The organism is Nonomuraea sp. IBHARD001, from assembly GCF_056106265.1.
Map to the genome: position 1 here is coordinate 1,886,446 of NZ_JBWBBW010000002.1, position 22,451 is coordinate 1,908,896.

Genomic DNA, 22,451 nt, shown 5'->3' on the forward strand with positions numbered 1-22,451 from the left:
TGCGGGCCGTTTCGCGTGTTCTCCAGGGTGTGGGCGAGGCCGGTCGTGCGACGTCGCGGCGAGGGGCGGAGTCCTGCTCGGGCAGGCGTGATGGACGGAGGGTGGGCGGTGACCACGGGGGGCGTGCCTTGGCGGTAGCCGTCATATGTGGGGGCGAAAGGGGTAGGGGCCTTCCTTTATGTCGAGCGACGCGTCGGCGGTGTAGCGTTTCTCGGGCCTGGACATCATCTAGGCTCGTCAGCGATGACTAGCGAGAGCCAGGAGCACGGTGCGGCGCGCCGCCCTGTCGAAGACGAGGTGGACGTGGTCGCGGAAGACACCCAGAAGCCAGCCAAGAAGTCGAAGGACAAGAAGGGGTCGTTCTGGCGAGAACTTCCCGTTCTGGTCGTCGTCGCGCTGGTGCTGGCCCTGATTATCAAGACCTTCGTGATTCAGGCGTTCTACATTCCGTCGGAGTCGATGGAGAACACCCTGCTGAAGAACGACAGGGTCCTGGTCAACAAGCTCGTCTACCACACGCGTGACATCGAGCGCGGCGACGTGGTCGTCTTCTCCGGCGTCGACTCCTGGGACGGCGAGGTCCAGTTCGAGGAGCCGTCGAACCCGATCGCGGCGTTCTTCCGCTGGGTCGGCACGGCGTTCGGCGTCGTGCCCGGCGAGAAGGACTACATCAAGCGCGTCATCGGCGTGCCGGGCGACACCGTCAAGTGCTGCGACCCCAAGGGCCGCGTCACGGTCAACGGCACCGCCATCGACGAGGAGAGCTACCTCTATCCGGACGACGCGCCCTCGCGCGACTTCTTCTCGATCAAGGTTCCGCCTGGCCGGCTCTGGGTGATGGGCGACCATCGCGGCGTCTCCTACGACTCCCGCTCGCACCAGGGCGATCCGGGCGGGGGTACCATCCCCATTGGCCAGGTCATCGGCCGGGCGTTCGTGATCGTCTGGCCGTTCAACCGGGCCACCACCCTGTCCATCCCCGAGACGTTCTCGCAGCCGGGTCTGCAGGCGGCCGGGGCGCTGACCGGTGCCGTGCCGTTCCTGGCCGGATTCGTCGGTGCTGTGCCGCTGGTCCTGGTGCGTCGTCGCTGGCTTTCGAGGCGGTAGCCGTACCTCATGTCCGTTGTCGATCCCTCCACCGAAGAGCCCACCGAGCAAGAGCCCTCCGGATCCGACGCCGAGCCCGCCGCCAAGAAGAAGGGCGGGGGGCTGAAGGAGTCGGTCTTCCTCGTCGTGCTCGGCGTGGTCGTGGCGCTGCTGTTGCAGGCGTTCGTGCTCGGCTCGTTCTACATTCCGTCGGAGTCGATGGAGAACACCCTGCGTATCAACGACAGGGTGATCGTGAACAAGCTCAGCGGCTCGCCCGGGCGTGGTGAGGTCGTGGTGTTCAAGGGCTGGGACGGGCTCGACACGATCAAGAGGGTCATCGGCGTGGCCGGGGACACCGTCGAGTGCTGCGATGCCAAGAAGCGCATCAAGATCAACGGGGTGCCGCTCGAAGAGGACTACCTGTTCCCCGGGGACTTTCCTTCCGGTGACAAGTTCAAGGTCACGGTTCCGGCCGGGAAGTTGTGGCTGATGGGGGATCATCGCACGGCCTCGGCCGACTCGCGGGCGCACATGGATCAGCCCGGTGGCGGGTGGATCTCGGTGGATTCGGTGATCGGGCGGGCCGTGGCGCTGTACTGGCCGTTCTCGCATGCCGGGATCCTGTCGACGCCGAAGGGCTTCGAGAGCATCAAGTGATGGTGCGGGGGCTTCGCGGGGCTCAGGGGCTTCAGGGGCTTCGCGAGGTTCAGGGGCTTCGGGGTTTCGGGGGTTTCCGGTGGCTGGGGTCGGGCGCGTTCGCTGAGAGCTTTTCGGTCGCAGTTTGCGGTGATTGGGGCGTACGCTGCCTCTGTCATGACACATGCGTTTCGTCCACGGCCCAGCGTTGTACGGCGCGACTCGGGGCTCTACGCCTACGAGCGGGCGCTGGCACGTCGCGGCCTCAGCCCCATCGCGGGCGTCGACGAGGCCGGACGGGGCGCGTGCGCGGGCCCGCTGGTCGTCTCGGCCGTGATCCTCGCGAAGCCGATCGAGGGCCTGGGCGACTCCAAGATGCTGACCCCGGCGACCAGATCCAGGCTCTGCGACCAGATCATGGCTTCGGCCGCTAGCGTGGGTGTCGTGGTCGTACCCTCCACCGAGATCGACGCGCGCGGCGTGCACAAGTGCAACGTCGAGGGAATGCGCCGCGCGGTGGCGAGGTTGACCCTGGCTCCCGAGTACGTCCTCACCGACGGTTTCCCCATCCCCGGCCTGGCGGTGCCTTCGCTGGCCATGTGGAAGGGCGACCAGGTGGCGGCATGCGTCGCCGCAGCCTCGATCGTGGCCAAGGTGACACGGGACCGGATGATGGAGTCGCTCGACGTCCTTCACCCGGAGTACGGCTTCGCGGTGCACAAGGGGTATACAACCCTCGCGCATCGCAAGGCACTGGTGGAGCATGGGCCATGTGCCGAGCATCGCTTCTCGTTCGTCACCGTGGCGCGTACACGGACCCACGGGGGTAAGGGGATGGGCGAGAATGAAGTGGGGGCCGGTGTTGCCTGATCGGGCGGACCGGGGTTTGGGTTCAACAGGAGGACCGGGATGAGCGCAGAGGATCTCGAGAAGTACGAAACCGAGATGGAGCTGCAGCTTTACCGCGAGTACCGCGACGTGGTCGGCCTGTTCACCTATGTCGTCGAGACCGAGCGGCGTTTCTATCTGACCAACTCGGTGGACCTCGACGTGCGTACGGCCGAGAACGGCGATGTGTTCTTCGATGTGAAGATGCAGGACGCGTGGGTGTGGGACATGTATCGGCCTGCGCGGTTCGTGAAGAACGTGCGCGTGGTGACGTTCAAGGACGTCAACGTGGAGGAGCTGGCGAAGCCTGATCTGGAGATGCCTAAGGAAGGGTTCTCCAGCTAGGGGGTGGGGCTGGGGTTCGGGGGTGTTGGGTGGTGTGTGCGTGGCTTTTGGTGTGCGGTTTGGGGGATTGTCGTGATTTGAGAACCCGCGGGTTGGCGGTTGGTGGGGTGGAGGTTCTGGCGACCGCTCGGTGGTGAGGTGATGCTCGTCGGTGCCGGGCGGTGCCGGGCGGTGCCGGGCGGTGCCGGGCGGTGCCGGGCGGTGCCGGGCGGCGGGGGCTGGTTCGCTGGGTGACTGGCTTTTCGCGGGGAGGTCGGTAAGCGGTGGCCTGTTTGGAGAGGGCGTCGTCTCGGGCGTGGAGTAGATCTGCGCGGAGAACTTTCGCTGCGTCCCATGAAGGCTGCGTCCCATGAAGGCAGGGCAGGGCAGGGGAGGGCAGGGCAGGACGGGCATGGGTGCGGGCCTGTGGCTTGACCTCAAGTCCGGTAGAGGTTGCAGAGTGGGTGCGCTCCAGTAGATCCACCGGAAGGAACGGTCATGCGCGCCGTCGTACTGCACGAGTTCGGTCCCCCTGAGAACCTTCGCTACGAGAGCGTCCCCGATCCCGTGCCGGGGCCGGGCGAGGTACGCGTCTCGGTGAGGGCCGCGGGAGTCCACCAGATCGAGACGGCGATGCGCGAAGGGCTGGACATCGGCCCGCCCCTCCCCGAACTCCCGGCGATCTTCGGAGGTGAGATCGCCGGCACGGTCGAGTCCGTCGGGCCGAACGTGGACGAGGCCTGGCTCGGCGCCCAGGTGGTAACCGCGCAGAGCCGACCCGGTGGCTACGCCGAACTCGCCGTCGCCGACGTGTCGTCCCTGCACCGGATTCCGCCCGGCCTGACGTACGAGGCCGCCGTCACCATGGTCGTCACCGGCACCACGACCGTCGGGCTGCTCGACATCGCCGAGCTCACGCCAGACGACGTGGTCCTGGTCACCTCCGCGGCCGGAGGCATCGGCCGTCTGGTGGTCCAGTTCGCCCGTGGTCTCGGCGCCACGGTCATCGGCGCGGCGGGCGGTCCGGCCAAGACGGCGGCCGTACGGGAGCTCGGCGCCGACGTCGCAGTCGACTACAACCTGCCCGGCTGGACGGACGCCGTACGCGACGCCTTGGGTGGGCGTGCCTTGGGCGGGCGTGGCGTCACCGTCGTACTGGACGGCGTCGAGGGGGCCAAGGGGCGCGCGGCGTTCGAGTTGCTGGGCGAGGGAGGGCGTTACATCACCATCGGCGCGGCATCGCGGGAGGAGTTCCGCCCCGACGAGGCGGAGCTGAAGAAGCGCGGCGTGCGCTTCACGGATGCGCTGATGCTGCTCCTGGAAGGGCAGGACGCCCTTGCCGACGAGGCCCGCGCTCTCTCGGCAGCTGCTGACGGGGCCATGGTGCCCGCCTTCCAGGTGTTTCCCCTATCGCAGGCGGCTGCGGCGCATGCTGCTCTGGGGGCTCGGGCCACGACGGGCAAGGTCGTCCTTGTTCCTGATGTCTACCTGTGAGGTGTGGTGGGGTGAGCGTGGGGGGTGATGCCTTGCGCTAGTGATGGTGGGCGTGGGGTGGTTGATGCCTTCTGCGTGTGACGCTGGTGGGCGTGGGTCGGCCTTCTGACGCCTGCCTAGGTCGGCTCTGGTGACAGGCGCTTGGCTTGCGGCGGTGGCTCTGGCGTCACGCGCGTGGCCTATGACAGTGGCTCTGGTGTCACGCGCCGTGCTGGCCGTTCATATCCGGCATCACGTGCATGGCCTATGACGACGGCTCCGGTTCCGCGCGCCGGGCCGGCCGTTCATACCGCTGGTTCCACGCGCCCGGCCAGCCGCTCATACCGCTGCCGTGCCGCCTGGGCCGTACCCAGTCCCAGGCCGAACGCGATCTCCTGCCAGGTGAGCCCACGCCCACGCGCCATGAGCAGCAGCGCCGCCTCCAACTGATCCATCTCGCCCCGGACCAACGGCACCAGCGTCAACGCCGCAGTGATGTCGGCATTGTCGACTTCCGCCTCGCCCTCCTCCCGCAAGGCACTCCCACCCGCCAGAAACGACACCAGTCGCACGGCTTCATGCGCTCCCAGCACATCCGGATGAACCTGCCGAGCCCTCTGCTCCGGCGTAGCCGCATGCCGCTCGGCAATCCGCATCAACGAGGCGTAGACACGATGCGCCCGAGCCTGAGCAGGGTCGGGCGGAGTGAACGGATCGTTTCCATCAGTCATAGGCCCAAGAATGACAACACAATCAATACGTTGTCAACAGCCTGATGCAAACAGAACGTTCAAAACACATCATTCACGCCCACGCCCACGCGTCGAGCATTGCCAGCTCAAGATCGTCAATCGTGCAGGCTTATCCACAACCTCACGCCACCCGAGCGCCTCCGTCCCCAGAACCTCATTCGCCCGCCCGGCCCCACCCCCACCTGCGACACCCTCAACCCCGGAGGTGGTCACATGGCCGCGAAGGACGAGTTGGGCAGACACGGCGAGCAGGTAGCGGTCGACTACCTGACGGCCCAGGGCATGCAGATCCTCGACCGCAACTGGCGCAGCCCCCAAGGTGAGATCGACGTGCTCGCCCAAGACGGCACCAAGCTGATCGTCGTAGAGGTGAAGACCAGATCGGGCCGCACCCACGGCACAGCCCTCGAATCCGTCAGACCGTCCAAGATCGCCAAGCTCCGCATCCTGACCGGCCAATGGCTGTCGGCCCACCCCCAGCGTTTCGACTCCGTCCGCATCGACGTGATCGCCCTCGAACGCCTCGGCGACGACTACACCCTGCGCCACGTACGGGGGGTGTTCTAGATGGCGGTGGCCCGCACCCGCAGCGTCGCCCTGGTCGGCGTGACCGGCCGAAGCGTCGAGGTCGAAGCCGACGTGGCCAACGGCCTGGCCGGAATCCACATCATCGGCCTACCGGACACCGCCCTGAGCGAGGCCCGGGACCGCGTGCGCTCGGCCGTGGTCAACAGCGGGTACTCATGGCCCGACGCCCGCATCACCGTGAGCCTGTTCCCCGCCAGCCTCCCCAAGCGCGGCAGCCAGTTCGACCTGGCCATAGCCGTCGCCATACTCGGCGCAGCGGGAGTGGTCCCCGCCGACCGCATCGTCGAGCCGTTCTTCCTCGGCGAGCTGGGCCTCGACGGCAGACTCAGACCCGTACGCGGCGTTCTGCCCTCCGTCATCGGCGCGGCGAAAAGCGGCGACGCCACCATGGTCGTCCCAGCGGCCAACGCCGCAGAGGCTAGCCTCGTCCCGGACGTCGCCATCGTCGCCATTTCCGACCTACGCCAACTGGTCACCTGGCTCCAGCGCGACAGGGACGCCCCCGCCGCCGCACCCGAGCCCCCTGTCGACCAGCCGAGCGCCGGATCGCTCATCCCCGAGCCGGGCCCTGTGCCGTCCGAGCCGCCCACAGTCGACCTCTCCGACGTCGTGGGCCAGGCGACAGGCCGCCGAGCCATCGAAATCTGCGCCGCAGGCGGCCACAACCTCTGGCTGCTCGGCCCGCCGGGCACCGGCAAAACCCTCCTGGCCGAACGCCTCCCCACCCTGCTGCCCGACCTGGAGCCGGACCACGCCCTGGAGGTGACAGCCATCCACTCCGTGGCCGGGGCACTGCCGCACAACAGCCCGATGATGACCCGTCCACCGTTCGTCAGCCCCCACCACACCGCCACGGCCGCCTCCATCATCGGCGGAGGCAGCGCCGTCATCCGTCCGGGAGCAGTCTCCCTGGCCCACAGGGGAGTGCTTTTCCTGGACGAGGCTCCCGAGTTCCCGCGCCACGCCCTCGACTCCCTTCGCCAGCCCCTCGAATCCGGCAGCGTCACCGTCGCCCGCTCGGTCGGCACGGTCACCTTTCCTGCCCGCTTCATGCTGGTCCTCGCGGCCAACCCCTGCCCGTGCTCCCAGCCCCCCACAGCCACAGACCTGTGCCAATGCTCACCCGTCACCAGACGCCGCTACCTGGGCAGACTGTCGGGCCCACTCCTCGACCGCATCGACATGAAGGTAACCGTCGCCCGTTCCACCCGTCGCGAGCTCATGGCCGACCGAGCCTTCGTCGAATCCAGTCAAACCGTCGCCGAACGCGTTCTCCTGGCCCGCGACCGCGCCGCCAAACGCCTGGCCGCAACCCCGTGGCGCACCAATGCCGAGATCCCGTCCTCGGCCCTGCACAGCACGTTCCGCCCCGCCCCTGCGGCCATGAAGCCGATGACGTCCTGCCTCGACTCCGGCACCCTCAGCGCCCGGGGCCTGGACCGCGTCCTCCGCGTCGCCTGGACCATCGCCGACCTGTCCAACAGGCCTCGCCCCACAGAAGAAGAAACCACCCAGGCCCTCGCATTCTGGCTAGGAGTAGGCCGTTGACCCCCACACAGCCCACCCCAACGCCACCACCATGCGACACCCCCGACCCCAACCACACGCCACCGCCCCTACCTCAGACGCCCCCAAGCAGCGAAGCCCCCACCCCGACCACCCATCCTTACCCCCATCACACACACGACCAAGATCGTGCTGAACTCCTCGCCCGTGTGGCACTCATGCGCGTCACCGACTCCGGTGACCCTGCGATGGGTCGCCTGGTGACGGAGTACGGCGCCATCGAGGCCGTGGCCCGAGTACGCGCAGGCACCCTCCCCGAGGCGTACATCGCCGAAGAACACCACCTCGACCGCGCCGACAGGCTGGAAAAGCGCCTGAACAGCTGGCACGCCCGCCTCGCCCACACCGACCCCAGAGCCGACCTGACCGCAGGCGAACGCTCGGGAGCCCGCCTGATCATCCCCAACACCGTCGAATGGCCCAGCCAACTGAACGACCTGGGCCCCACCACCCCCCTGGCCCTCTGGCTGAGCGGCACAGCCGACCTCCGCTACACCTGCCTGCGCTCGGTAGCCGTGGTCGGCGCCCGAGCCGCCACGCCGTACGGCACGCATGTGGCAGGCGAGTTCGGCATCGCGCTGAGCGACGCGCAATGGTCGGTGGTCTCGGGCGGCGCGTACGGCATCGACGGAGCCGCCCACCGAGGCGCACTGGCAGGCCCCACGCCCACCATCGCCGTACTGGCCTGCGGCACCGACGTCAGCTACCCGACCGGTCACCACGACCTGTTCGCTGCGATTCGCGCCCAAGGCCTGGTGGTCAGCGAATGCCCTCCCGGCGTACACCCGACAAGGGCGAGATTCCTCATCCGCAACCGCCTGATCGCGGCCCTCTCCCGAGGAACCCTCGTGGTCGAAGCAGCCCTCCGCAGCGGCGCCCTGAACACCGCACACCACGCCATCACCCTCGGCCGTCACGTGGCGGCGATCCCCGGCCCGATCATGTCGAGCATGTCCATGGGCTGCCACCGCCTCCTCCGCGAAGGCAAGGCCGTCTGTGTCACCACACCACCCGAGCTGATCGAACTGGTAGGCCACCTCGGCGAAGACCTGGCCGAACGCCCCCAAGGCCCCATCATCCCCCGCGACCACCTGAACGAAGACAGCACAAGAGTCCTCGACGCCGTCCCCGCACGCACCGGCGCGGGCCCAGCCACCATCGCCCTCCAGGCCGGCGTCGACCTCAACACCGTCCTCACCTGCCTGGGCCGCCTGGCCGCCGCCGGCTACATCGAACGAGTCCCCAAAGGCTGGCGCACCCGCCGCATCAACACCCCTTGAACCCCCCGAATACGCAGCATGCGTTTCGGGCGCTTTGAGACCAACCGTGTGACACGCGCGGCGAGTGCGTTGTGTCAGAAATGCTGGGTGATCAGAGGCAAGGTAGGGAGATACACATCAAAGAACGGCTATGAGGGAGGAAGGCATGATGTCTGCCCAAGGCGAAGTCCCCACCACCGACAAGCCGCCGACCGACGTCCCCGAATCCCGCCGCAAAGGTGTGACAACCACAGGGGCCGACGCCCGCCACCCCAAGCCCGAAGCGCGAGCCCCCCAGAAGACCAACGAGCCGAGGAAACACAAGCAACCTGCAGCAGAACGGCCAGCCGATCCCGACAGGGGTGGCCCCGCCACCCCAGACCTGGTAGAGGGCAGCCCTGCTGCAGCCGGATCTGCTGAGGCACTAACAGAGTTCGAACGACACTTGAAGTTCGAACGAGATCTGTCCCCTCACACCTTGCGGGCGTACGTGAGGGACGTACGGGCGTTGCTGGAGCTGGTGGACGGCGAGGTATCCGCCTTGGACATCGCGCTCCTGCGCGAGTGGCTGGCCCAACAACATGCCGTCGGCCTGTCACGAGCAACACTCGCCAGAAGAACAGCCTGCGTACGAACATTCACGGCCTACGCGGTACGTCGAGGCTGGCTAGACAGCGACCCGGGCCTATTGCTGGGCGCCGCCAAAGCAGGCCGCGAACTGCCGGCCGTACTCGATCAAGAGGACGCGCGTGCCGTGCTCGACAGCGAGTACAACGAGGACCCGAAGGGCCGCCGAGACCGGGCAATCATGGAGTTGCTGTACGCCACCGGAATCCGAGTAAGCGAACTGTGTGCCCTCGACGTGGACGACGTCGATCGCGAACGACACGTGGTCCGCGTACTAGGCAAGGGCAGGAAGGAGCGCTCGGTGCCGTTCGGGCTGCCCGCACTGCGAGCGCTGGACGACTGGTGCATCCGAGGGCGTGTGTTGTGGATACGTGAGGGGTCAGGCCCTGCGCTGTTCCTGGGAGCGCGAGGCGGGCGGGTGGACGCGAGCACAGTCCGACGGGTGGTGCACGCGCGTCTGGGCGGCGTCGAGGGCGTGCCCGACATGGGACCGCATGGCCTCCGGCACTCGGCTGCCACCCACTTGCTCGAAGGCGGAGCCGACCTACGAAGCGTCCAGGAACTGCTCGGCCACGCGTCCCTCAACACCACACAGGTCTACACGCACGTGTCCATCGACCGGCTGAAGGCCGCGTACCAGCAAGCTCATCCAAGGGCGTAGAACACCGGGCGGAAGGTGGAGGGCGGTAGCGGCGAAGGGCTAAGGCGCCGAGAGAGTGAGGGGCCGAGGGGCTGAGTGGTGGTGGGAGGGTGCGGTTCAGAGCTCTCAACAGAATGAGGTGCTCCTCCTATGCCCCGCGTGGTCTGCGCGGGCGCGGCGTGTGGCTAGCACCTGCGGTTGCTCATGCCTCTGCGCTCTGCGAGGTGCTTTGAGAGGGAAAGGCATGAGAGGTGAGGGACGCGGTCAGTGGTTGTGCGGGGTGGCGAAGGTGCGGCGGTGGGCTTGGGGTGCGGGAGGGAGCGGGGAGGCGGGCCAGACGGGGAGCAGGCGGATTGGGCCTAGGCCCAGGAGGTGGAGCGGGTCGAGGTAGTGGGTTCCTCTGAGGAGGCCCCAGTGGAGGCATGTGGTTGGGCAGTGGGGAGTCCTGGTGGAAGTTTCGGTTGGGCTTGGGGTGGGTGTGGGGGCGGCGGACACAGTGCCTAGCAGGGTGCCTGGGGAGATCTGGTCGCCTGGTTGTACGGCGGGGTTGAGGTTGAGGGGGAGGTAGGTCGTGCGGAGGCCGTTTGGGTGAAGGACGGTTATTACGCCTCGGCCGTCTATGGGGCCTGCGAAGCCGATATGGCCTGCGCCTGCGGCTGACACAGGGGTTGTGGGGGCTGCTGCGAGGTCTACGCCTCGGTGGCCTGAGAGCCAGGGGGCTGGGGGAGGGGTGAAGGGGCGTAGGACCCTTGGGGTTCCAGGGAGTGGCCATTGCCAGGTGGGTGGGGCGGTGGGGAGAAGTTGCTGGGGGTGTGACGGAGGGGGTTGGGGTGGTGGGGGAAGGGCGAGGGCTGTGAGGGGAAGTGTGTTGGTGATGCCCGTGGGGTCTGTGGGGTCAGGAGGTTGTGTGTTGGTTGGGGCTCTTGCCGTGAGGGAAGTGGGGCGGAAGCTGGTTGGCGCGGTAGCGGAGGCTGTGGGATTGGTGAGGTGGGTGGCCATTGCGAGGGGGCCCACGTGTGTAGCCGCGGAGGAGGCGCTGGAGATGTAGACGAATGCGCAGGTCAGGGTGAGTAGGAGGACGGCCTGCGCCAGGCGTCTGAGGGTGGGATTGAGGTGGGCGGGAGTCGTCATGGAAGGAGGATGACGTTGGGGCGAGTGGGGGGCGGAGGTGAACGCGGTTCTGTGGAAAGGGCATGGCGGATGAGGATGGCTGTGGATAGGCGGTCGAGGTACAACTGGCCGGGAGCCGGGAGCCGGGAGCCGGGAGCCGGGAGCCGGGAGCCGGGAGCCGGGAGCCGGCGGGTTGGCCGGGTCGGGAGCTGGTGGGTCGGTGGGCCGAGCACCGACTACGTGTGTTGAAGCCCGTGCCGAAGGCGTTCGTCGAACCTCGTGGGATCGTTGGCCCCAAGGCAGGGGCTGAGCTGGGCGAGGATCTGTGGCCACACGCGACCTGGGGAAGCGGTGAGCTTCCTACGCGTGAAGGGCAGGTCAGCGCGCCGACATGTCAGCATGTCAGCACCTCGCCAGGTCGCCAGGCTGGTCGATGGTGGCGGTGGAGTCGGGAGGGGGTGGCGTTGGGTATGTCGGCAGGTGTGATGGGGATTCGCGTCGGGTGGCCGGGGTGGGGCAGGCCGGTCTGGTGTGGGCGGCGGTGAGTGGGTGGGTTACATGTAGGAGCGGTGGGTGTGGAAGGTTTTGGCGGCCATGAGGGTGTTGATGTGGCTCTGGTCGTGGGGGTGGGGATTGTGGGCGAGGGGAGCGCGCGGGTGGGGGAAGGAGCGGGGTCGGCGGGGTGCTGGGCGGGGGCGGAGGGGGGAGAGCCAGATCCAGAGGGTTGCGGCGGTGACGCCTGTGGTGGCGATCCATAGGACGGGGCGGAGGCCGAGGAGTTCGCCGAGGAGGCCGCCGGTGAGGGCGCCGAGGGCTATGACGCCCTGGATGGCGAAGGTGAGGGTGGCGTCCACGCGGCCTCGGGCTTCGGCAGGGGCCTCGCGGAGGACCACTGCGCTCATGCAGGTCGCAAAGGCGACAATCGTGGCGCCGAGGACGAGCGAACTGGCGCATAGCATCGCCGTACGCATCCAAAGAGGGCCGGACGCCAGCCCCAGGGTGATCAGGTCGCAGGGGAGAAGGAGTACGGCGACCAGGAGGATTTTGTTCGCGCCGAAACGGTGGTTCAGGCGGGCGGTGACAGCGGCGCCGATGAGGCCGCCGATGCCGAAGGCCGCGACCAGTACGCCGATGAACGCCTTGGGCATGTGCAATTCGTCCAGCATGTACAGCACGTGGACGGCGTGGTACGTCGTGAAGAAGAAGTTCACCGTCGCACCAGCGCACAGGAGTGCTCGCAGTACGGGGTGAGTCAGGCAGATCCGCATACCGAGGGCTATGTCGCGCCACATGCCCTTGGAAGGGGCGGGGGTGCGGTCGTCGGGTGCACGGATCGCGCGCAGCATCAGGGCCGAGGCAAGGAAGGCCAGACCTTCGACCAGTACGGCGAACGGTGCGGTGAGCACTTGGACGAGCACGGCGCCGAGGCTGGGGCCACCGATGTAGCCGACGGAGTACGCGGCCTGGAATCCGGCGATGGCCTCCGTACGCTGCCTTTCGGGGATGACCGCGGCCAAATGCAGGAAGTTCGCAGCGCGGAACAGTACGGCGCTTGAGCCGATCACCAGGGCGACCACGATCAGCCAGGGGATGCTCAGCAGGCCGGTCAGCCAGGCGATGGGCACGCTGATGGCCGCCGCGGCCGCGACCAGCTCGCAGCCGATCATGAGTGGCCGGTGCCGATGCATACGGTCGACGAGCGACCCCGCCTGCAGGCTGATCAGCAGCGCGGGCACCGACGCCGCCGCGGTGAGCAGCCCCATGTCGAACGGCGACGCGGCCAGCAGGGTGACGGCGGTGAGGGGCACCGCCAGCCGCGACACCTCCGAACCCGTGATGGAGGTCGCACGTGCCGACCACAACAGCCGATAGTCGCGCTGCTTGCGGAGCGGGATCGCCGGGTAGGCAGAGGAAGCATCTTTCTGAAGGATTTGCTTCATAGTTCTGAAGGTAATCCTTCAGAGTTGTGAAGGCAATACTTCATATCGAAAGCGGGTACCGTCGTGACCATGAAGCAGGGACGTTCTCCGGCGGTCAGCGACCCCAAGGCGATGCGGGCACTCGCCCATCCGGCGCGGCTGGCGATCATGAACCGCCTCATGGTCGAAGGCCCCGCGACCGCCACCGAGGTGGCCGAGGTCGTAGGCGTTACGCCCAGCGCTGCGAGCTATCACCTGCGCATGCTGGAGAAGTACGGCTTCGTACGGGACGCGCCCGCCAGAGGGGATGGCCGCGAACGGCTGTGGCAGGCGGCGGTCCAGGGGCTGAGCGTGGTGACCACGCCCGAGGACGCGCCTGACGTACGGCTGGCGAAGGACCTGCTGATCAAGACCATTCGCGACGACGCGGACGCCGAGTCGAGCCGGGCGCTGAGCAATCTGGACAGCGAATCACTCGAATGGCGAGACGCCACCAGCTGGCAGCGGACGATCATGCTGCTCGACGCACGGGAGATGCAGCAGCTCGTCGAGGATATTCATGCGCTGGTGAACCGGTATCGGATTCAGGCCCGGAATCCCGCGGACGTGCCGAGCGGGGCGCGGTTGTCGGAGGCGATCGTGGACATCTTTCCGCGTGCGCCTCGGCGGGTTCCTGGAGTGCCTACGGAGTCGCATGGGTGGCTTGGGGGCGCTGGGGTTAGCGATGCTGGTGGGGCTAGTGACACTGGTGGGCTTAGCGACGCTGGTTGGGCTGGCGATGCTAGTGGGGCTGGTGGGACTGATAGGGCTAGCGAACCTAGCGGGCCCGGTCGGCCTGGCGGGCCGAATGAGGCTGGCGGGCCGGATGGGGCTGATGGCGTGAGTGGGGCTGATGGTGTGGGTGGGGTTGATGTGGCGGGGAGCGAAGGGCGGGTGCAGTCTGGAGTTTCGGAGCCTTTGAGGCCTCCTGTCCCGCCGACGCCGCCTCCCGCTGCTCCTTCCGCTCCTGTTCCTGTTTCTGTTCCTGCTCCTCCCGTTCCTGCTGTTCCTGCTGTTCCTTCCGTTCTTGCTACTCCTCCTACTCCTACTCCTCCTGCTTCTCCGGGCGTTGCTGGGCTGATGGGTGGGCTGGCTCCGCGAGAGGATTCCTGAGCCGCAGGGGGTGGCGGCTCCTGTAGAGGTGCTAGAGGGCATAGAGGTGCTAGGGGCGGTCAAGGAACAGAGCGGCGCCGAGCAGCCCGGCCGGTGGCGGCTTCTGTAGAGGTGCTAGGGCGTTGGATGTGCCAGCCTTGCCTGGCCGTCGTCGAGTACGCCGAAGGCCCGGGCTCACCGCCCCCAGATGCGCTTCTGTCGGGTGCTGGGCCCTGGGTGGGCTCGGCGTGTGGGGGGCGTCTCGGCTCGGGTCGAGTGGTGGCATGTCCAGTGAGTGTCTGCGTGTCGCGGATGGCGTGATCGGTCTGCCGTGTTGCTGTGGCTGCGCCATCGGCTCTTGGGTTTGTTCCAGTACCTGGTGGATTGGGGTGGGGGCTGGGCGTGGGGTGGGGGTGGGCAGGTGGGGGTTGGGCTGGGGCGGTCGGGTGGGGGTGCTGCGGGAGGTACACTTTTCGATGGCCTGTCAGTGGCGGGCCGACTTCGCATGCCTCGTCGCGAACCGTTCCCTCGGTCCGGGTGAGAGTCCGGCTGGAGCGGATGCGGGGCATCAGGGCGACGGTCACAAGACCGCCGCGTCGAAACCGAGAACCGCGCTCACGGCCGTGGGCGCGCCGACCTGGAGGACCAGCACATGGCCCCCGTCGTCACCATGCGACAGCTGCTCGAAAGCGGCGTTCACTTCGGTCACCAGACCCGGCGCTGGAACCCGAAGATGAAGCGCTTCATCTTCACCGAGCGCAACGGCATCTACATCATCGACCTGCAGAAGTCGCTGTCGTTCATCGACCGCGCCTACGACTTCGTCAAGGAGACGGTCGCCCACGGCGGCACGATCCTTTTCATCGGTACGAAGAAGCAGGCCCAGGAGGCCATCGCCGAGCAGGCGACGCGCGTCGGCATGCCGTACGTCAACCAGCGTTGGCTGGGTGGCATGCTCACCAACTTCTCCACCGTGCACAAGAGGCTTCAGCGTCTGAAGGAGCTCGAGGAGCTCGACTTCGACAACGTCGCCGGCTCGGGGCTCACGAAGAAGGAGCTCCTCATGCGCCGTCGTGAGAAGGACAAGCTTGAGCGTACGCTCGGCGGCATCCGTGACATGGGCCGCGTGCCCAGCGCCGTGTGGGTCGTCGACACGAAGAAGGAGCACATCGGGATCAACGAGGCTCGCAAGCTCGGTATCCCGGTTGTCGCCATCCTGGACACCAACTGCGACCCCGACGAGGTCGACTACCCGATCCCGGGTAACGACGACGCCATCCGCGCCGTCAGCCTGCTCACCCGCGTGATCGCCGACGCGGTCGCCGACGGTCTCATGTCGCGTTCCGGCGCCAGCCGTGGCGACGAGAAGCCCGCCGCCGCCGAGCCGCTGGCCGAGTGGGAGCGCGAGCTGCTTGAGGGCGCCAACGAGCGCGCCGTCGAGGACTCCGCCGTCGCCACCGAGGCTGTCGCCGAGGACACCGCTGAGGTCGCCGCCGAGACCGAGGCCGCTCCGGCCGAGGCCGAGGCCGGCGTCGAGGCTGAGACGGTCGCCGAGCCGGTCGTCGAGGCCGAGGCCGAGGGCGAGGGCGAGCCCGAGAAGGCGTAGTGCCTGTCCGCGCGATACGCGCACGCCTCCGGCATCGAGGCGGCCACGGTCGAAAGGCCACGTGACCGCCTCGCCGGAGACGAGCAGCCGGATCGCGCGGGCCTCGGGGAGTGACGGAAGCGTGCCCCCGAGGCCAGGGCCGAGACGTGAGGTACGTGTTCGCGTCACACAGGCGTACGCCCATCGAGCCGACGAGGCTCAACGGGCGCATGCCGTCTGACCGGTCGGAGCACCGCGACCATCCCGCTCATCGCGAAAGCGACGAAACGGGAAGCGCCGAGGTACGAAGGCCGCACGACACAACACGACGTGCACAGCGCCACACCGGCGCAGGCCCCACGACTCCACGCCCACGGTTCACGGCCCACGGCTTTCAGAGGCCCCTCGGCACACAGTGCCGAGGGCCGGGCTCCAGGGCCGGGCTCCAGGGCCGGGCTCCAGGGCCGGGCTCCAGGGCCGGGCTCCAGGGCCGGGCTCCAGGGCCGGGCTCCAGGGCCGGGCTCCAGGGCCGGGCTCCAGGGCCGGGCTCCAGAGCCGGGCTCCAGAGCCGGGCTCCAGAGCCGGGCTCCAGAGCCGGGCTCCAGGGCCGGGCTCCAGAGCCGGGCTCCAGAGCCGGGCTCCAGAGCCGGGCTCCAGAGCCGGGCTCCAGGGCCGGGCTCCAGGGTGAACGCACAATGGCTCACGCCGAACGCGGACACCCGGCCCGCTCCCGCCCCAACCCGGCCAAGCCAGGCCAGGACCAAGCCAGGCCAGACGAGCACCCCGAAGCGAAGGCGTGAACAGCAGTACACCCCGCCCAGCGGGGCAGTACCACTCAAGCGCCACCGCCGTAGGCCGACGCAGCACCACCCACGCCGGCATACGACCAAGAACGCGAACCAAGCGTGAACCAACAGCGCGAACGTACTCAACCGTACGAGCGCGACCGCGGACACGGCACGACCGCACGTACAGAACCGCATGCGCGTGACAGCAGCACCGGGTCGCGCAGGATGGCGGGGACGTACCCGGGCGGGCCGTATGCGCACCACAAGGCTTCCTGACGGTGGGGGCCGGACCGGAACCCACCTGATCCACGACGAACTTCCACGAGGAAAAGCAATGGCTTCCGTGAACATGGCCGACGTCAAGCGGCTTCGTGAGCTGACCGCCGCGGGCATGATGGACTGTAAGAAGGCGCTCGAGGAGTCCGACGGCGACTTCGACCGCGCGGTCGAGATCCTGCGTCTCAAGGGCGCCAAGGATGTCGGCAAGCGCGAGGCGCGCACCGCGTCCAACGGCCTCGTCGCCCTCAAGCAGGACGGCGACTCCGCCGCGGCGCTGCTCGAGCTCAACTGCGAGACCGACTTCGTCGCCAAGGGCGAGCGCTTCCAGGAGCTCGCGGGCCAGGTCGTCGACCACATCCTGGCCGCCAAGCCGGTCGACGTGCCGAGCCTGCTGGAGTCCTCCTTCGACGGCAAGACCGTCAAGGAGCACCTGGACGAGGCCAACGCCGCGCTGGGCGAGAAGATCGAGATCCGCCGTTTCGCTGTCCTCGAGGGCGGCTTCATCGGTGCGTACATGCACAAGACCGACCCCCAGCTTCCCCCGGCCGTCGGCGTGCTCGTGCAGCTCGACAAGCCCAACGCCGAGGTCGCCAAGGACATCGCGCAGCACGCCGCCGCGATGGCGCCCAAGTACCTCGACGCCGCCGCCGTACCGGCCGACGTGGTCGAGAAGGAGCGGGCGCTGTTCGAGGAGATGACGCGCGACGAGGGCAAGCCCGAGCCGGCCATCGCCAAGATCGTCGAGGGTCGCGTCAACGGCTGGTACAAGGACTTCACCCTGCTCCAGCAGGCCTTCGTGAAGGACAACAAGAAGTCGATCGCCAAGTACGCCGAGGACAACGGCGTCACCGTGCTCGGGTTCGTCCGCTTCAAGGTCGGCCAGGCCTAGGAGGGGTCGCGGGTGCGGGGGGCGTCTCCCCGCGCCCGGCCCCGGGTCTAGGCTTGGGTCGAGCTTTCCAGCGAACGCCAAGCTTCCAGTCATCAGCGCCGTCAACGAGGAGGCCGCCGCCGTGCAGGAGAACCAGGAGCCCGCTACGTCGGCGGCTTCGTCGTATACGGGAGCACTCGGCTGGAAGCGGGTGATGCTCAAGCTGTCAGGCGAGGCGTTCGCCGGCAGCGAGCCGCTGGGCATCGACGCCGATGTCGTCGGCCACCTGGCCGATTCGATCGCCGAGGCCGTGCGTGAAGGCGTGCAGGTCTCCGTGGTGGTCGGCGGGGGCAATATGTTCAGGGGGGCCGCGCTGTCCGCACGCGGCATCGACCGGGCGCGTGCCGACTACATGGGCATGCTGGGCACGGTCATCAACTGCCTGGCGCTCCAGGACTTCCTGGAGAAGCGCGGCATCGACACCCGGGTGCAGACCGCGATCACGATGCAGCAGGTGGCCGAGCCGTTCCTGCCGCGTCGTGCCATCAGGCACCTGGAGAAGGGCCGCGTGGTCATCTTCGGCGCCGGGCTCGGCTCGCCGTACTTCTCCACCGACACGTGCGCCGCGCAGCGCGCCCTGGAGATCGGGGCCGAGGCGCTGCTCAAGGGCACGCAGGTCGACGGGGTCTACGACTCCGACCCGCGGAAGAACCCCGACGCCGTGCGGTTCGACCACCTGGAATACGGTGAGGTGCTCACGCGCGATCTCGCCGTCATGGACCACACCGCGATCAGTCTGTGCAAGGACAACGGCCTGCCGATTGTGGTATTCGACCTTATGGGCGAGGGCAATATCCTCCGCGCTGTCCGCGGTGAGAAGATCGGCACGCTGGTGAGTCCGGCAGGTAAATAGGGAGCCGCTGTGATCGACGAAACCCTCCTCGAAGCCGAGGAAAAGATGGACAAGGCCGTCACGGTCGCGAAGGAGGACTTCGCGGGCATCCGGACGGGTCGCGTCACCCCGTCGATGTTCAACAAGATCAATGCTGAGTACTACGGCTCGCCGACCCCGATCCAGCAGCTGGCCTCGTTCCATGTGCCCGAGGCCCGCATGGTCATCATCCAGCCCTACGACAAGGGTTCGATGGCCGCGATCGAGAAGGCGATCCGCGACTCCGACCTGGGCGTCAACCCTGGCAACGACGGAGCTGTGATCCGTGTGGCCTTCCCCGAGCTGTCGGAGGAGCGCCGCAAGGAGTACATCAAGGTCGCCAGGACCAAGGGCGAGCAGGCCAAGGTCTCGGTGCGCAACATCCGCAGGTCGGCCAAGGAGACCCTTGACAAGATGATCAAGGATGGCGACGCGGGTGAGGACGAGGTGCGCCGCGCCGAGAAGGAGCTCGACGACATCACGCAGCGCCACGTCGCGCAGATCGACGAACTGCTCAAGCACAAGGAAGCCGAGCTGCTCGAGGTCTGAGACCTCCGGCGCAGGCGTGTGCCTCCTGGTCCCCGCATCCCGCACCTGGGGTGCGGGGGCCGTGGCATATCCGCCTCGGAGGACATATCCGCTTGGGGAGACATGTTCGCTTGGGGAGACATGTTCGCCCGGGACGCATATGCGCCCGGGAGGCATCGCCACCCGCCCCGAGGGCAGGACGGCGTCGCACACCCAGTCCGAAAGCCGCGTTCGGGACACCGGAAGCGCCTATCCGAGAGCCGCGTTCGGGACACCGAAGTACCCATCCGAGAGTGAGACCCGTCAGTGGACAGTACGGCCGGCACCCAGCCGAGCGGCGGTAGCCGTACCGGGCGCAATCTGCCCGCCGCCATCGCGGTGGGTGTGGGGCTCGGTGCGCTGATCATCGTTTCGCTCTACACCGTCAAGGAGATCTTCCTCGCGGTGGTCGTGGCGGCGGTCGGCGTCGGGGTGATGGAGCTCGTCAGGGCGTTCGGCGCGCGGGAGATCCGGGTGCCCGCCGTTCCGGTGCTCGCGGGCATGGCGACGATGATCGGCGGGTCGTACTGGGGCGGGCCGACGTGGCTGGTGTTCTCGCTGGCGGCGACGGTGTTCGCGCTGTTGCTGTGGCGGATGTTCGACGGCCGGGGCGCCGATGGCTATGTGCGTGACGCGACCGGGTCGGTGTTCGTCGCGGTCTATCCGGCGTTCCTGGCCGGGTTCGTGGCGTTGCTGCTCGCGCCGGACGACGGGGCGCACCGGGTGGTGGTGTTCATCGCGACGACCGTGGCCAGCGACGTGGGCGGGTACGCCGCGGGTGTGCTGTTCGGCAGGCACAAGATGTCGATCATCAGTCCGAAGAAGACCTGGGAGGGTTTCGCCGGGTCGGTGCTGGCATGCATGGCGGTGGGCGCCTGGCTGGTGGTCTGGCTGATGGACGGGAAGATCTGGCAGGGCGCGCTGATCGGCGTGCTGGCCGCGGTGATGGCGACGCTGGGCGACCTGGTCGAGTCGATGATCAAGCGGGATCTGGGGATCAAGGACCTGGGCACGATCCTGCCGGGACACGGCGGGCTGATGGACCGCCTGGACTCCCTGCTGGCGACCCTCATTCCGTGCTGGGCACTGCTGACGCTGTTCTTCCCGGCCCAGTAGAGTCCCGTACCCTGGTGGACGCTCAGTCCTCCAGATGTGCCACCGGCTGCAGCCAGAGCCAGCGCACCACCTCGCCCCCGAATGCGAACCCCGACATGTTCGGCATCCCGGGATGGTCGGCCGTCATCAGCACGCCCTCGTAGCCGGGCCCGAGCGGGAACGTCGACGGCTCGTGGTACCACCGGGCCGTGTGCCCGTCGCCCAGCCAGGTCACCGAGTGCCAGGGGTACTGCGACAGCCACACCAGCAGCAGTGCGGCGTCGCGCGGATCGCCCTGGGTGGCCACGGCCAGTTCGATCCTGGCGAAGGCGTCGGGCCGTTCCAGGTACTGCTCCACGGTCGGCATCCGCTGGCAGCTCATCCCGACCGTCGACAGGATCGTGAAGGCACGCCCGGAGTGCGCGGGCCGCTCGGTGATCCCGACGGTGGGCAGCCGGTCGCCTCCCGCGTCCCAGTAGCGCCCGGCCGGTCCGGCCACCCGGTCAAGGTGGCCCATGACGAACTGCTGGAAGGAGGGCCAGGCGCCGTCGCTGTGCCGCCACTGCCAGTACGCCTTGGCCTTGGCCAGACGCGGGTCGAGCCCTTCGAGCGCCTCCGACAACGCCCAGGCGAACGGTGTCTCGCCGATCGCGTCCCTGGCGTAGCCCGGCATGCCGCGTGACATGTCGGCCCAGCCCGGAATGACGGCGAGCAGGTCGTCGTTCTCGTAGATGGCGACGCCGTCGCCTTCCTCGAACCAGAGGGTGGTCAGACGGCCGAGCGGCGGGCGGCCTGTGGGATGACGGGTGTTGGTCCTGGGCATCACCGGAGGCAGTCCGGAGTTGAGCCTGGCCAGATCGATCACCTCGGGGGCGTCGCGGTGGTTGGCCAGCCATACGGCTCCATGCACCGCCCCGTCCGGCGAGCAAAGGTAAGCTACCGAGGATGTCTCGTCGCGTTCGACGACCAGCGTGCGGCTGCCGTAGGGGTTGCCGTCGGTGAGCACGACCTCTTGATCGCGTGGTTCACCGGAGCCGGACGCCGACCGGATTATCGCCATACATCTGGACTTTAGATCACTGAACGCCTCCGTCCACGGCTGTCGGACGATTGCGTGAGGTGAGGCATGAGTCCACTGCCGATCGACAGGCCGGCCGAGCCCGCAGCACGTGCACGGGTCGTGCGCGGAGCCGCTGAGGAGAGAAGTCGCATGACCGCCGACAAGACCCGCCCGTTGCTGCAGTTCGCGGCGCCGCGCAGGGCCAAGCCCGCCCGCCACATCGCGGACCTCTCCATGGCCGAGCGCCGCGCCGCGGTCGCCGAGCTCGGCGAGAAGCCGTTCCGGGCCGACCAGCTCTCCCGCCACTACTTCGAGCGCCTGACCACCGACGTGGCCGAGATGACCGACCTTCCGGCCGCCGCCCGCGAACGGCTCGGCACGCTGATGCCGCCTCTGCTCACCTCGGTACGCGAGATGACCAGCGACGGCGGCACCACGCGCAAGACGCTCTGGCGGCTGTTCGACGGCGCGCTGGTGGAGTCGGTCCTCATGCGTTACACCGACAGGACCACGATCTGCGTCTCCTCCCAGGCGGGATGCGGGATGAACTGCCCCTTCTGCGCCACCGGCCAGGCCGGGCTGACCCGCAACATGTCCACGGCCGAGATCGTCGAGCAGGTCGTCGCGGGCGCCAGGGCGCTGGCGAAGGGCGAGGTGCCGGGTGGGCCGGGCCGGATCAACAATGTGGTCTTCATGGGCATGGGCGAGCCGATGGCCAACTACAAGGCCGTGATCGGCGCGGTCAGGCGGATGGTCGACCCGGCGCCGGACGGTCTCGGCATCTCCGCACGCGGGATCACGGTCTCGACGGTCGGCCTGGTGCCCGCGATCGAGAAGCTGTCCAACGAGGGCCTGCCGGTGACGCTGGCGCTGTCGCTGCACTGCCCGGACGACGAGTTGCGCGACACGCTGGTCCCGATCAACACCAGGTGGAAGGTCGCCGAGGTGCTCGACGCCGCCTGGTCCTACGCCGCCAAGACCAAGCGCCGTGTCTCGATCGAGTACGCCCTGATCAAGGACGTCAACGACCAGGAGTGGCGGGCCGACCTGCTCGGCAAGCTGGTCAAGAACAAGCTGGTGCACGTCAACCTGATCCCGCTCAACCCGACGCCCGGCTCCAAGTGGACGGCGTCACGCCCGCAGGACGAGCGCGCGTTCGTCAGGCGCCTGGAGTTCCACGGCGTCCCGGTGACCGTCCGCGACACCCGGGGCCGCGAGATCGACGGCGCCTGCGGCCAGCTCGCCGCCGCCGAGTGAGGCGTCGGCCGAGCCCGTC

General features: G+C 68.1%; 20 protein-coding genes. 16 read left to right on the forward strand and 4 right to left on the reverse strand.

What is annotated here, in order from left to right; translation table 11 throughout:
* Positions 1-243: 243 nt before the first annotated feature.
* The 5 genes from lepB (ACTWNK_RS10875) to ACTWNK_RS10895 all read left to right on the forward strand — a co-directional run bounded on the left by lepB (ACTWNK_RS10875) (position 244) and on the right by ACTWNK_RS10895 (position 4,431).
* Positions 244-1,107: a signal peptidase I gene (gene lepB / locus ACTWNK_RS10875; RefSeq protein WP_474303763.1), complete on the forward strand. Its 864-nt coding sequence runs from the start codon at positions 244-246 to the stop codon at positions 1,105-1,107.
* 9 nt (positions 1,108-1,116) lie between these two features.
* Complete coding sequence (lepB, locus tag ACTWNK_RS10880; protein WP_474303764.1) at positions 1,117-1,746, forward strand: signal peptidase I; 630 nt, start codon at positions 1,117-1,119, stop codon at positions 1,744-1,746.
* Between the two features lie 156 nt (positions 1,747-1,902).
* Positions 1,903-2,595 (forward strand): ribonuclease HII, encoded by a 693-nt coding sequence (locus ACTWNK_RS10885; RefSeq protein ID WP_474303765.1) that lies wholly within the window; start codon positions 1,903-1,905, stop codon positions 2,593-2,595.
* A gap of 39 nt (positions 2,596-2,634) precedes the next feature.
* Positions 2,635-2,958, forward strand: a complete 324-nt coding sequence (locus ACTWNK_RS10890; protein WP_030511723.1) for a DUF2469 domain-containing protein — start codon at positions 2,635-2,637, stop codon at positions 2,956-2,958.
* Positions 2,959-3,435: 477 nt separating this feature from the next.
* Complete coding sequence (locus ACTWNK_RS10895; RefSeq protein WP_474303766.1) at positions 3,436-4,431, forward strand: zinc-binding dehydrogenase; 996 nt, start codon at positions 3,436-3,438, stop codon at positions 4,429-4,431.
* 284 nt (positions 4,432-4,715) lie between these two features.
* Here ACTWNK_RS10895 and ACTWNK_RS10900 read toward each other — a convergent pair whose 3' ends face one another.
* Positions 4,716-5,141, reverse strand: a complete 426-nt coding sequence (locus ACTWNK_RS10900) for a DNA-binding protein (RefSeq protein ID WP_474303767.1) — start codon at positions 5,139-5,141, stop codon at positions 4,716-4,718.
* A gap of 234 nt (positions 5,142-5,375) precedes the next feature.
* On the opposite strand from ACTWNK_RS10900, the gene ACTWNK_RS10905 reads away from it, so the two are divergent.
* The 4 genes from ACTWNK_RS10905 to ACTWNK_RS10920 all read left to right on the forward strand — a co-directional run bounded on the left by ACTWNK_RS10905 (position 5,376) and on the right by ACTWNK_RS10920 (position 9,863).
* Positions 5,376-5,729 carry a YraN family protein gene (locus ACTWNK_RS10905; protein WP_474303768.1) on the forward strand — a complete coding sequence of 118 codons (354 nt, stop codon included), beginning with the start codon at positions 5,376-5,378 and terminating at the stop codon, positions 5,727-5,729.
* A complete protein-coding gene (locus ACTWNK_RS10910; protein ID WP_474303769.1) occupies positions 5,730-7,298 on the forward strand; it encodes a YifB family Mg chelatase-like AAA ATPase in 1,569 nt (522 codons plus the stop codon).
* Between the two features lie 176 nt (positions 7,299-7,474).
* A complete protein-coding gene (gene dprA, locus ACTWNK_RS10915) occupies positions 7,475-8,596 on the forward strand; it encodes a DNA-processing protein DprA (protein ID WP_474303770.1) in 1,122 nt (373 codons plus the stop codon).
* Positions 8,597-8,957: 361 nt separating this feature from the next.
* Entirely contained in the window at positions 8,958-9,863 is a 906-nt protein-coding gene (locus ACTWNK_RS10920; RefSeq protein WP_474310889.1) for a tyrosine recombinase XerC, read from the forward strand.
* A 243-nt stretch (positions 9,864-10,106) separates the two neighbouring features.
* Here ACTWNK_RS10920 and ACTWNK_RS10925 read toward each other — a convergent pair whose 3' ends face one another.
* Both ACTWNK_RS10925 and ACTWNK_RS10930 read right to left on the reverse strand, forming a co-directional pair.
* A complete protein-coding gene (locus tag ACTWNK_RS10925) occupies positions 10,107-10,973 on the reverse strand; it encodes a M23 family metallopeptidase (protein WP_474303771.1) in 867 nt (288 codons plus the stop codon).
* A gap of 533 nt (positions 10,974-11,506) precedes the next feature.
* On the reverse strand, positions 11,507-12,892 hold the full coding sequence (locus tag ACTWNK_RS10930; RefSeq protein WP_474303772.1) for an MFS transporter: 1,386 nt from the start codon (positions 12,890-12,892) through the stop codon (positions 11,507-11,509).
* 159 nt (positions 12,893-13,051) lie between these two features.
* On the opposite strand from ACTWNK_RS10930, the gene ACTWNK_RS10935 reads away from it, so the two are divergent.
* The 6 genes from ACTWNK_RS10935 (at position 13,052) to ACTWNK_RS10960 (ending at position 20,136) form a co-directional block, all read left to right on the forward strand.
* Positions 13,052-14,023 carry a helix-turn-helix domain-containing protein gene (locus tag ACTWNK_RS10935; RefSeq protein ID WP_474310890.1) on the forward strand — a complete coding sequence of 324 codons (972 nt, stop codon included), beginning with the start codon at positions 13,052-13,054 and terminating at the stop codon, positions 14,021-14,023.
* A gap of 631 nt (positions 14,024-14,654) precedes the next feature.
* The gene (gene rpsB, locus ACTWNK_RS10940) at positions 14,655-15,608 is read left to right on the forward strand and encodes a 30S ribosomal protein S2 (RefSeq protein WP_474303773.1); all 954 of its coding nucleotides are present in this window, start codon (positions 14,655-14,657) and stop codon (positions 15,606-15,608) included.
* 1,101 nt (positions 15,609-16,709) lie between these two features.
* A complete protein-coding gene (gene tsf, locus ACTWNK_RS10945) occupies positions 16,710-17,543 on the forward strand; it encodes a translation elongation factor Ts (protein WP_474303774.1) in 834 nt (277 codons plus the stop codon).
* A 121-nt stretch (positions 17,544-17,664) separates the two neighbouring features.
* On the forward strand, positions 17,665-18,435 hold the full coding sequence (gene pyrH, locus ACTWNK_RS10950) for a UMP kinase (protein ID WP_474303775.1): 771 nt from the start codon (positions 17,665-17,667) through the stop codon (positions 18,433-18,435).
* A gap of 9 nt (positions 18,436-18,444) precedes the next feature.
* Entirely contained in the window at positions 18,445-19,002 is a 558-nt protein-coding gene (gene frr / locus ACTWNK_RS10955) for a ribosome recycling factor (protein WP_474303776.1), read from the forward strand.
* Positions 19,003-19,287: 285 nt separating this feature from the next.
* Positions 19,288-20,136 carry a phosphatidate cytidylyltransferase gene (locus ACTWNK_RS10960; protein ID WP_474303777.1) on the forward strand — a complete coding sequence of 283 codons (849 nt, stop codon included), beginning with the start codon at positions 19,288-19,290 and terminating at the stop codon, positions 20,134-20,136.
* A gap of 22 nt (positions 20,137-20,158) precedes the next feature.
* On the opposite strand, the gene ACTWNK_RS10965 is transcribed toward ACTWNK_RS10960, so the two are convergent.
* On the reverse strand, positions 20,159-21,175 hold the full coding sequence (locus ACTWNK_RS10965; RefSeq protein WP_474303778.1) for a suppressor of fused domain protein: 1,017 nt from the start codon (positions 21,173-21,175) through the stop codon (positions 20,159-20,161).
* 150 nt (positions 21,176-21,325) lie between these two features.
* On the opposite strand from ACTWNK_RS10965, the gene rlmN reads away from it, so the two are divergent.
* Positions 21,326-22,432, forward strand: a complete 1,107-nt coding sequence (rlmN, locus tag ACTWNK_RS10970; protein WP_474303779.1) for a dual-specificity RNA methyltransferase RlmN — start codon at positions 21,326-21,328, stop codon at positions 22,430-22,432.
* Positions 22,433-22,451 lie beyond the last annotated feature (19 nt).